This window comes from Leucobacter edaphi (genome assembly GCF_016522535.1).
GTDB lineage: Bacteria > Actinomycetota > Actinomycetes > Actinomycetales > Microbacteriaceae > Leucobacter > Leucobacter edaphi.
Map to the genome: position 1 here is coordinate 1 of NZ_JAEHOI010000004.1, position 10,592 is coordinate 10,592.

Sequence of the window (10,592 nt, forward strand, 5' to 3'; positions counted from 1 at the left end):
CCCCCCGGGGGGCCCGGCGCCGCGGGGCCCCCCGCCCCCCCCGGGGGGGGCCCCCCCCCCCCCCCCCGGCCGGAAGCGGGGACGGCTCAGTAGGCGACGGTGAACCGTGCGCGGTGATGACTCGGGTTCTCGATCTCGTCGACGACGGCGACGCCGAAGTCGGCGCCGGAGATCGCCGAGCGGCCGTTCTCGTCCGTGAGCAGGACATCGCCGCCCACGCGGTAGGTTCCCGTGTACTCGCCGGCAACCCAGGGCCCGAAGTCGCCCGCCGGGCTCACGAGGAACCAGTCCGGGGCATCGGACATGGCGCGCAGGTCGTCGAGGACCGCGCTCATCTCCTTCGCCTCGTCGAGATAGTCGGCGTTGAAGTCGGGCGACTCGAACAGCCGCGAGCCGCCCTCGCGGTCGAGCAGGGACCCGGCGCCGCCGATGACCCCGAGCCGAACGCCGCGATCCGCCGCCTCGCGAGCGATCGCCGCGACCGCACCGCGGGCCTTCCCAGCCATCGAGCCGCGCGGCGAAATGGCGACGACGACCACGTCCGAGCCCTCGAGCGCGCGTGCGCGATCGGCCTCGTCCAGGATCGAGCCCGTTTCGTAGGTGACCCCCGCGATCTGCTCGGCTGCCTCACCGCGGCTCATGCTGCGGACCTGGAGCCCGCGAACGGCCGCCGCTTCCACGATGTGCCCGCCAGCGTACCCGCTGCCGCCGATCACTGTCAGTACCGTCATTGCCCTGCCTTTCGTTGGGAGTTACCGGCCCCGCCGGGGCGCGGGCCTCTGCCCGGTGCAACGAGGGCGGGGCCACGCATATTCCGTCTACGCGTATGCACGGTCGCTCGGCGCGACGGGGCTCGGGAGGACCGTCTCCCCCATGAGGTGCCTGTCCACCGCGGCCGCAACCGCGCGGCCCTCCGCGATCGCCCACACGATCAGGGATTGCCCCCTGCCCGCGTCTCCGGCGACAAACACCCCGGCAGCGTCCGTCGCGTAGTCCCGATCGCGCAGGAACCCGCCGCTTGGGTCCCGCCGGAGGTCGAGGGAGGGATCGGAGATCTCCTCTGGCCCCGTGAACCCCATGGCGATGAGGACGAGGTCGGCGTCGATCGTGTGCTCGGTTCCGGGAATCGGCGCGCGCCCGCGCTCCGTGAAGCCGGTCTGCGCGATCCGGAGCGCGCTCACGGCGCCTGCGCCGTCGTCGACGAACTCGATCGTCGAGGCCCGGTATCGGCGTTCCCCGCCCTCCTCGTGCGAACTGCTGATCTCGAACAGCTTCGGGTGGATCGGCCAGGCCTGGTCAGGGGTGCGCGACTCGGGTGGCCGCTCGCCGATGGCCAGGCTCGTGACGCTGCGCGCCCCCTGCCGGTGCGCGGTCCCGACGCAATCGGCCCCGGTGTCTCCCCCGCCGATAACGACCACGTCCTTCCCCGCCGCGTCGAAGCGGTTCTCGCCCGCGACGCCGTTCCTCGCGCGATTCGCCGCCGCGAGATAGTGCATCGCCGGGTGGATCCCGCCGAGCTCCCTCCCGGGGAGCGCGAGTTCGCGCGGAACGGTCGCGCCCGTGGCGATGATGACGGCGTCGAAGCGGCGCCGCAGTTCCCGCCAGCTCATGTCGCGACCGATCTCGATCCCGCAGCGGAAGCGCGTTCCCTCGGCCCGCATCTGCTCGATCCGACGGCTGACCAGCTCCTTTTCGAGCTTGAAATCGGGGATTCCGATGCTCAGCAGACCTCCTGGCACCTCGTCCCGCTCGTAGACCGCGACGGTGTGGCCCGCGCGGGTGAGCTGCTGGGCCGCGGCGAGCCCTGCGGGACCCGAGCCGACCACCGCGACGGTCTTGCCCGTGAGTCTTCCTGGCGGCAGCGGCGTCACCCAGCCCTCGGCGAAGGCCTGGTCGATGATGCTGTTCTCGATCTGCTTGATCGTGACGGCCGGCTGGTTGATCCCGAGCACGCACGCCGACTCGCAAGGGGCAGGACACGCCCGCCCGGTGAACTCGGGGAAATTGTTCGTCGCGTGCAGGCGATCGACCGCTTCCCGACCGCGACCGCGATGGACCAGGTCGTTCCACTCAGGGATGAGGTTGCCAAGCGGGCAGCCGCCGTGGCAGAACGCCACGCCGCAGTCCATGCAGCGAGAGGCCTGTTTGGCCACCATTTCGGGGTTCGCGGGGTCGACAACCTCGCTCCAGTCCATCAGCCGGAGGGCAACGGGCCGCTTCGGGGCGAGCTCGCGCTCCCTGGTCTTGAGGAATCCGCGCGGATCAGCCATTGGTCGCCTCCAGAATCTCGTTCCACACCTGTTCGCCATCGGGGTCCAGTCCGCGCTCGTCGGCGCGGATCCGGATGTCGAGCACCCTGGCGAATCCGCGGGGAATCAGTCGCGTGAATCGACTGAACACCCGCTCGGGCTTGCGATCGAGCTGCTCCAGCAGGGCCGAGGCGATCTCCGAGCCGGTGCGCTCCGCGTGATCCCGCAGGAGGAGCACAATGCGCTCGCGCAGCTCCGAGAACCCCTGCGTGCCGGAGTCGCCGGGCTCGAGCCCCTCGCCGCCCACGGGCTCGAGGAGAAGAGCCCCCGAGGCCAGTTCGGCGGCGTTGACGTTCGCGGGATCGAGGTCGAGGATCACCGCCTCTCCCCCGGACATTCCCGCCCCGATGTTGCGTCCCGTCTGCCCGAGAATGAGCGCGAAGCCGCCGGTGAAGTACTCCAGCGCGTGATCGCCGACGCCCTCCACCACGGCGGTGGCCCCCGATCCGCGGACGAGGAACCGCTCACCCACCACTCCGGCGATCCGCAGCTCGCCCGAGGTCGCTCCGTATCCGATCACGTTTCCGGCGATGACGTTTCCGCTCGCGCTGTGCCCCGCCTCCGGGTGCGGCCGGATCGTGATTGAACCCCCGGACAGCCCCTTGCCCACGTAGTCGTTCGCATCACCGATGAGGCGCAGCTCGATCCCCCGCGGCAGGAACGCTCCCAGGGACTGGCCTGCGGAACCGGTGACGGTGATCCCGATCGTCCCCGGAGCGAGCCCCTCCGACCCGACGCGGCGGGTGATCTCGTGACCGAGCATCGTGCCGACGGCACGATCGGTGTTGCGGATCGGGAGTTCGATCGCGACCGGGGTCGACTGCTCGATCGCCTCGCCGACGAGCGGCAGGAGCCCGGAGTCGAAGTGCGCCGCCAGCTCGTGCTCCTGGCGCTCGACGTTCTTCCTCGCGACGTCCGCACCGAATTCCGGTCCGCGGAGGATGGGCGTGAGGTCGAGACCGGAGGCCTTCCAGTGCCTGATCGCCTCGTCGACGTCGAGCGCCGCCGTGTCGCCGACCGCCTCATCGATGGATCGGTATCCGAGTTCGGCGAGCAGCTCCCGCACCTCTTCCGCGACGAAGCGGAAGAAGTTGACGATGTGGCGCGCCTGGCCGGTGAAGCGCCCGCGCAGCTCCGGGTTCTGCGTGGCGACGCCGACGGGGCAGGTGTCGAGATGACAGACCCGCATCATGATGCAGCCAGAGACGACGAGCGGGGCGGTGGCGAAGCCGAACTCCTCCGCTCCGAGCAGCGTCGCGATCACGACGTCGCGCCCGGTCTTCAGCTGTCCGTCCGCCTGCAGCACGACGCGGCCCCGCAGCCGGTTGAGCCGGAGCGTCTGCTGCGCCTCCGCGAGACCGAGTTCCCACGGCGAGCCGGCGTGCTTCAGCGAGTTCATGGGGCTCGCGCCCGTTCCACCGTCGTGTCCCGAGATGAGGATCACGTCGGACAGCGCCTTCGCCACCCCAGCAGCGACGGGGCCGATCCCGCTCTGTGCGACGAGCTTCGTGCTGATGCGCGCCGAGGGATTGGCGCGCTTGAGGTCGAAGATGAGCTGCTTCAGATCCTCGATCGAGTAGATGTCGTGGTGCGGCGGAGGCGAGATGAGTCCGACGCCGGGCGTTGCGTGCCGCGTGCGCGCGATCCAGGGGTACATCTTTCCGGGGGGAAGCTGCCCGCCCTCGCCCGGCTTGGCGCCCTGGGCGAGCTTGATCTGGATCTCGTCGGCGTGGGTGAGATACATGCTCGTGACCCCGAACCGGCCCGAGGCGACCTGCTTGATCGCGCTGCGGCGGCGCGGATCGAGGAGGCGCTCCTCGGCCTCGCCTCCCTCGCCCGTGTTCGATTTGCCGCCGAGGATGTTCATCGCGATGGCGAGCGTCTCGTGCGCCTCGGGCGAGATCGAGCCGTAGCTCATGGCCCCCGTGGTGAAGCGCCGCACGATCTCGCTGACCGGTTCGACCTCGCCGAGCGGCACGGGTGGCCGCTGGGGTGAGAAGCGGAACAGGCCGCGGAGTGTCATCAGGCGTTCCTGCTGCTCATTGACCCTCCTGGAGTATTCCGAGAAGATCTCGCGCTTGCCCGCGCGGGTGGCGTGCTGCAGCTTGTAAATGGTCTCCGGATCGAAGAGGTGGGGGGCTTCGCCGCGCCGCCAGCGGTACTCGCCGCCGGTCTCGAGTCGCTGGTGCGCGAGCGGAGCCGTATCGTCCGGGTACGCGGCGCGATGACGGGCGGCCACCTCCGCGGCGATCACATCGAGCCCGACACCTCCGAGCTTGGAGCTCGTGCCGGTGAAGTACCGCTCGATCACGGCCGCGGACAGGCCGATCGCCTCGAAGGTCTGCGCGCCGCAGTACGACGCCACCGTCGAGATCCCCATCTTGCTCATGACCTTGAGCATCCCCTTGCCGAGCGCACCGATGAGTCGCGCGGTCGCAGCGTCCTCGCTCGTGTCCGCGATCACTCCCTCGCGCACGAGCAGGCTCACCGTCTCCATCGCGAGATACGGGTTCACCGCCGCGGCCCCGTATCCGATGAGGCAGGCCACGTGGTGCACCTCGCGAACGTCTCCGGCCTCGGCGATCAGCGCGACGCGCAGGCGGGTGCCCTGCCGGATGAGGTGGTGGTGCACCGCGGAGACGGCGAGCAGGCTCGGAATCGGAGCGAGGTCCTTGTTGCTGTCGCGGTCCGAGAGGATCAGGAATTCCGCTCCGGCGGCAACGGCGTCCGCCGCCTCTCGGCACATCTCCTCGAGCCGGTCGGAGAGGCCCTTCGCCCCGAAGTCGACCGGGTAGAGGCCCCGGATGGTGACGGCGCGCTCCTTTTCCGGATCGTCCCCGAAGTGCTGGATGCGCGCGAGCGCCCCGTTGTCGATCACCGGGAAGTCGAGGATCACCTGGCGCGCGTGGGCTGCGGACTGGGTGAGCAGATTCTCCTGCGGCCCCATTCCGGCGCGAAGGCTCGTGACGAGCTCCTCCCTCAGCGCATCGAGCGGCGGGTTCGTCACCTGCGCGAACTGCTGCACGAAGTAGTCGAACAGCATCCTTGGTCGATCCGCGAGCACCGCGATCGGGGTGTCGGTGCCCATCGCCGCGAGCGGCTCGATCCCGTCTCGCGCCATCGGCGTGATGAGTAGACGGAGATCCTCCTCCGTGAAACCGAAGGTGCGCTGGCGCCGCGTGATCGAGGCGGGCGGGTGCACGAGGTGTTCCCGCTCGGGCTGTTCAGAAAGCCTGATCCGGCCCGCATCGAGCCATTCGCCCCACGGCGCGCTCGCGGCAAGCTCCGCCTTGATCTCCGAGTCCTCTCGCATCCGTCCCGTTGCGAGGTCGACCGCGATCATCCTGCCGGGCAGCAGCCGGCCGCGACGGACCACTCGCTCCGGTGCGATGTCGAGGATTCCCGTCTCGCTGCCGATCACGAGGAGCCCGTCCCGCGTGACGAGGTAGCGTCCGGGCCGCAGCCCGTTGCGGTCGAGGAGCGCGACGAGTTCCTGCCCGTCGGTCGCGATCATTGCCGCTGGCCCGTCCCACGGCTCCATCACGAGCGAGTGGTACTCGAGAAAGTCGACGAGCCGCGGATCGAGCCCCGTTTCCGATTCCCAGGCTTCCGGAACCATCATCGCGAGCGCGTGGGGCAGGCTGCGACCCGCCATCACCAGGAGTTCGAGGACCTCGTCGAAGCTCGCAGAGTCGCTGCCGTCCGGAGCGCAGATCGGCAGCAGCGGCCGAACATCGCCGAGGAGGTCCGAGGCGAGTTGCCGCTCGCGGGCGCGCATCCAGTTGCGGTTGCCGCGGACGGTGTTGATCTCACCGTTGTGCGCGACGAGCCGCAGCGGCTGGGCGAGATGCCAGGAGGGGAAGGTGTTCGTCGAGTACCGCGAGTGGACGATCGCGAAGCGCGATCCGAAGCGAGGATCGCGCAGATCGGCGTAGAACTCGGCGAGCTGCAGGGTCGTGACCATGCCCTTGTAGGTGATCGTGCGCGAGGACAGCGAGGGAAGATAGCAGCCCGCCTCGTGCTGGATCCGCTTGCGGGTGCGGAATGCGGTGCGCTCCAGTGCGCCGTCGCCGACCTTCCCGCGCGAGAACGGCGCGAGCACGAGCTGCTCGATCTCCGGGCTCGCATCGCGCGCAGCACGGCCCAGCACCTCGGGCGACACGGCGACGGTGCGCCAGGCGAGCACCGAGAGCCCCTCCTCCGCCGCGATCGCGGCGATGCGGTACCGTGCCGCCGCCCGCTCCGTCGAGTTGCGCGGCAGGAAGACGAGGCCGGTGGCGTATCCCCCGGCCTCCGGGAGTCGGACGCCCGGCGAGACGCGCGCGAGCTCGGCACGGAGGAAGGCGTCGGGGATGTCGCAGAGAATGCCCGCGCCGTCGCCGGTGCCGGCGTCCGATCCGACCGCGCCGCGATGTTCGAGGTGCTCGAGGGCCTCGAGCGCGCTGCTCACGATCGCGTGGCTCGAGACCCCGGTGAGGTCGATCACGGCGGCGAGGCCGCACGCGTCCCGCTCATCGGCGGGATCGTACAGTCCGCTCCTGCCCGGCGGGCCGGCCGCCGTGGTGATCGTGGTCGGTGATACGCGCATCGTCGACGCCCTCTCGTTCGGTGGGACGTCGGCGGCCCAGGTGATTCCGCTGCCCGGTCGGGCCCTCAGGACGACGTCGTCAGGGTGTGAGGATGCGGTGACTGGGCATCACCCTATCGGCAGTTTCTTCGGACTAATCACACACTGCTCGCACCTTCTGCACGCTTTTCGGGTAATTCGCGGGGATTCGCGCACAATATTCGGCATGAACGGGAGGCGCTCCGCATCATCGACAGCGATGGCGGCCCAAAAAAGAACGGGAGAACTTCACGGGGCGGCGGCACCAAAAAGGCCGGCGTTCGATACCCGAAATCCCGTGAACAAGGGTTTCACATATCGAACACCGGCCTCGCCGCGCGAACGCGGGGCAGTGCGCCTCCGGCCTAGCCTTCGGACCCGAAACTCGTCGTGTCCCCGACGAGGCGCGTGTGGTCCGCCGGCACCGGCTCGACGGCCGCGCGGGCCACCTCCGCCGCGAATTCCGAGACGTTGTAGAGCTTGCCGGCCTGTTCGCGGCGCTCCTCGATGGCGCCCGGGTTCAGGCGGTTGAGCAGAGTGGCCGTCACGGTTCCCTCGATCATGTCTCCCGAGACGACCGTGAACCCGATGCCACGCTCCTCGAGCTCGGGGATGCGCTCCCGGAGCGCGTCCTCGCCAGCGCGCTTGGAGAGCGCGACGCCCTCGTACTCGGGCATCGTCGGCGTCGTGCGAATGAAGTGGGCCTGGTGGCTCGTCACGAACACCACGCGCGCACCCTCACCAAGGACCGGCAGCGCCGCATCGAGCACCGCGAGCTGCGCATCGCGGTTCAGCTTCAGCGCGTAGTCCTCCTCCATGCCGGCCTCCATGCCCCCGGAGGCGTTGAGGACGAGGATGTCGAGACCGCCGAACTCCTCGCGGATCGCGTCCATCATGGTGGCGAGCGATGCGGGGTCGGTGAGGTCGGCGCCCTGCACCAGAGCGCGCACCCCCAGCCCACGCAGCTCACCGGCGAGCTTCTCCGCGCGCGGCGCCTTGTTGCGGAAGTTCACGACGACATCCGCACCGGCCTCTGCGAAGTAGCGGATGGTGTCGGCGCCGATGCCACGGGACGACCCCGTGACGAGTGCGCGGCGGCCCGAGAGGCTGCCGGGGGCGAGAATCTGAGACACGTTTTCTCCTCGATGATCGTGTGGAACTCTGCACTCAAGCGTAGTGGAGGGCCTCCGAATACCGTGGAAGGGGGTGCCGTTCACACGGGTGATGAGGATAGAGTGCGGGTAACGGCAGGGGCGCAACTGAACCGTGGGCCCCGGGCAGGAGGTCCGACATGGCTGATCGAACGCTTCGTGGCACGCGCATTGGCGCGACGAGCCTGCAGGGCGAGGAGGGCGTCGAGCTGTCGCCCCGCAGAACCGTCGAGTATCTCACCGATCGAGGCAATCGGTTCTCCGTGCTGTTCGACTTCGACGCGGATCCGCCCGCCGAGTGGGTCGATCAGAAGAGCGGCGAGATGGGCTTCCTCGATGACGAGGCCGGGCGCGCCGCCCGTGCCGAGTTCGAGGAGAAGGAGTCCTCGGCGCGCACTCCGTGGGACATGCTGATCGAGCGTCGCACTCGCGAGGAGCTCGAGGAGCTCCTCGAGGAGCGGCTGCAGCTGCTGCGCGCTCGGCGCGGCGCCAAGTAGCGTCGACGGCAGAGCCCCCACGCCCGCTCAGCCGGTGAGTTCCCCGCTCAGCGCTCGTTCCGATCGAGCTGCATCGCGAACATGTCGATGTAGCGGCGAAGCAGGCTGAGGAACGTCTCCTCCGCGATCACGGGCTGCTCGGTGCGGTCGCGCGTGATCTCCGCGAGCAGGGGCGCGCCGTGTTCCGCCGCGAGCGCGGAGTCGAGCATGAGCTCCTCCGCGTTCCACTCGTAGGCGAAGCCGAGCGCCAGATGTTCGAGGCCGATCATGGCCTCGTATGCGCGCTCGAGGTCCCACCCGGCCCCGTGCATCATCCTGAGGAATCCCTCGTACATCCGCAGCGTCGCGGCGTCGTGGACCGGGGTGGTGCTGAGCACCTGGATCGTGTTGGGGTGGTGCGCGAACGCGCGATAGTACGACACCCCGAACGCGAAGAACGCTTCGCGCCACTCGAGTCCGGACTCGGACGGGTCGATGATGTGCGCGATCACGAGGGGGCGCACGAGGTCGACGATCTGCTCCTGCCCGGAGATGTGGTGGTAGAGCGACGGCGCACGAACGCCGAGCCTGGCCGCGAGCGCCGCCATGGTGCAGCCCTGCCACCCGCGCTCGTCGATGAGTTCGAGGGCCGCACTGGCGATCCTCTCCTCGTCGATCCGCGGGGTTCTCGGCCGCCCCGATCTTCGCGGCGACGCAGGGATCACGGTCTCGCTCACGCGCACCACCTCCTCACCACCGACTCAACCATCGAAAGGTCTCGAATTGATCACGGGGGCGAAATCCCCGGTCACGGGCCTTGCGATGGAAATCTAACACCATTAGTTTTAGGCAACACAAGAGCCCGCGAAGGAGCGGGCGGAGGTGGAGAGCACGCACCCATGACCACACCAATCACCACGATCAGCGGTTTCGATCACGTCGACCCCGAAGATTCACCGTCACGCGAACTCACCATTTCCGGCGCCAGGAAGTCGTTCATCACGCCGGAGAAGGCGGTCGTCAACGCGATCGACGATGTTTCCTTCACGATCAAGCAGGGCGAATTCTTCGTCATGCTGGGCCCCTCGGGCTGCGGAAAGACGACCCTGCTCCGCAGCATCGCCGGCCTCGAAACCCTCGACGAGGGCTCGATCCTGCTCGGCTCACGGCGGATCGACGACCTCGCGCCGCACGCGCGCCCCGTCAACACCGTGTTCCAGTCCTACGCGCTCTTCCCTCACCTCACGGTCGCGGAGAACATCGCCTTCGGCCTCGAAATGGAGCGGAAGTCGAAGGCCGAGACGAAGGCTCGCGTCCAGGAGATGCTCGACCTCGTGCAGCTGTCCCAGATGGCGAGCCGCAAGCCCGGGCAGCTGTCCGGCGGCCAGCAGCAGCGCGTCGCACTCGCCAGGGCGCTCGCGAAGCAGCCTGAGGTCCTGCTGCTCGACGAACCGCTCGCGGCGCTCGACCTCAAGCTCCGCCGCGGGATGCAGTCGGAGCTGAAGCGCCTCCAACGCACCACCGGCATCACCTTCGTGTTCGTGACGCACGACCAGGAGGAGGCGCTGAGCATGGGCGACCGCATCGCCGTGTTCAATAACGGCCGCCCGGAGCAGATCGGAACACCCGAGGAGATCTACGAGAAGCCCGTCAGCCGCTTCGTCGCGGACTTCATCGGCGAGACCAACTTCGTGACGACCGAGGCCCACCGCCTCGACGATGCGCGGGGCTCGATCGAGGTCCGGCTGCCCGGCGGCGAACCCGTCGTGCTGCCGAAGTCCGTGCCGACGCCCGACGGAACCGTGACGTTCACGGTGCGGCCCGAGCGGATCAGCCTCACCGGGGGCGGGCCGCGGTTCGCCACCGGGAAGATCACGAAGCTCGTCTACATGGGCACCGACCTCCGCTGCACCGTTGAACTCCCCGACGGCACGGAACTCGCGGTTCGCGTCCCTCCGCCCTTCCACGACGGCCTGCGCCCCGAGGCCGAGGTCGGCCTGCACGCCGAGACCGTCGCGCTTCGTCCGCTCGTTCCGGAGGTGGCGTGAGC

General features: G+C 69.2%; 7 protein-coding genes. 2 read left to right on the forward strand and 5 right to left on the reverse strand.

Annotated elements, in window-relative coordinates; translation table 11 throughout:
• Nucleotides 1-86: 86 nt before the first annotated feature.
• The 4 genes from JD292_RS04805 to JD292_RS04820 form a co-directional block, all read right to left on the reverse strand.
• Nucleotides 87-731 (reverse strand): NAD(P)-dependent oxidoreductase, encoded by a 645-nt coding sequence (locus JD292_RS04805; RefSeq protein WP_200131611.1) that lies wholly within the window; start codon nt 729-731, stop codon nt 87-89.
• Nucleotides 732-818: 87 nt separating this feature from the next.
• A complete protein-coding gene (locus JD292_RS04810) occupies nt 819-2,270 on the reverse strand; it encodes a glutamate synthase subunit beta (RefSeq protein ID WP_200131612.1) in 1,452 nt (483 codons plus the stop codon).
• Entirely contained in the window at nt 2,263-6,897 is a 4,635-nt protein-coding gene (gene gltB / locus JD292_RS04815; RefSeq protein WP_200131613.1) for a glutamate synthase large subunit, read from the reverse strand. Before gltB ends, JD292_RS04810 begins: the two co-directional genes overlap by 8 nt.
• Nucleotides 6,898-7,280: 383 nt before the next feature.
• On the reverse strand, nt 7,281-8,048 hold the full coding sequence (locus tag JD292_RS04820) for an SDR family oxidoreductase (RefSeq protein ID WP_200131614.1): 768 nt from the start codon (nt 8,046-8,048) through the stop codon (nt 7,281-7,283).
• A gap of 158 nt (nt 8,049-8,206) precedes the next feature.
• Here JD292_RS04820 and JD292_RS04825 point away from each other — a divergent pair, with 158 nt between their 5' ends.
• The gene (locus JD292_RS04825; protein ID WP_200131615.1) at nt 8,207-8,563 is read left to right on the forward strand and encodes an RNA polymerase-binding protein RbpA; all 357 of its coding nucleotides are present in this window, start codon (nt 8,207-8,209) and stop codon (nt 8,561-8,563) included.
• A gap of 47 nt (nt 8,564-8,610) precedes the next feature.
• Here the strand turns inward: JD292_RS04825 and JD292_RS04830 are convergent, their stop codons facing one another.
• Nucleotides 8,611-9,279 carry a TetR family transcriptional regulator gene (locus tag JD292_RS04830; protein WP_200131616.1) on the reverse strand — a complete coding sequence of 223 codons (669 nt, stop codon included), beginning with the start codon at nt 9,277-9,279 and terminating at the stop codon, nt 8,611-8,613.
• A 162-nt stretch (nt 9,280-9,441) separates the two neighbouring features.
• On the opposite strand from JD292_RS04830, the gene JD292_RS04835 reads away from it, so the two are divergent.
• Nucleotides 9,442-10,590: an ABC transporter ATP-binding protein gene (locus tag JD292_RS04835; protein ID WP_200131617.1), complete on the forward strand. Its 1,149-nt coding sequence runs from the start codon at nt 9,442-9,444 to the stop codon at nt 10,588-10,590.
• The last annotated feature ends 2 nt before the right edge of the window (nt 10,591-10,592 follow it).

Bases quoted from the DNA above. Each gene is read 5' to 3' on its own strand.
- JD292_RS04825 (WP_200131615.1), top strand. From the start codon at position 8,207: ATGGCTGATCGAACGCTTCGTGGCACGCGCATTGGCGCGACGAGCCTG.
- JD292_RS04805 (WP_200131611.1), bottom strand. From the start codon at position 731: ATGACGGTACTGACAGTGATCGGCGGCAGCGGGTACGCTGGCGGGCAC.
- JD292_RS04810 (WP_200131612.1), bottom strand. From the start codon at position 2,270: ATGGCTGATCCGCGCGGATTCCTCAAGACCAGGGAGCGCGAGCTCGCC.
- gltB (WP_200131613.1), bottom strand. From the start codon at position 6,897: ATGCGCGTATCACCGACCACGATCACCACGGCGGCCGGCCCGCCGGGC.
- JD292_RS04835 (WP_200131617.1), top strand. From the start codon at position 9,442: ATGACCACACCAATCACCACGATCAGCGGTTTCGATCACGTCGACCCC.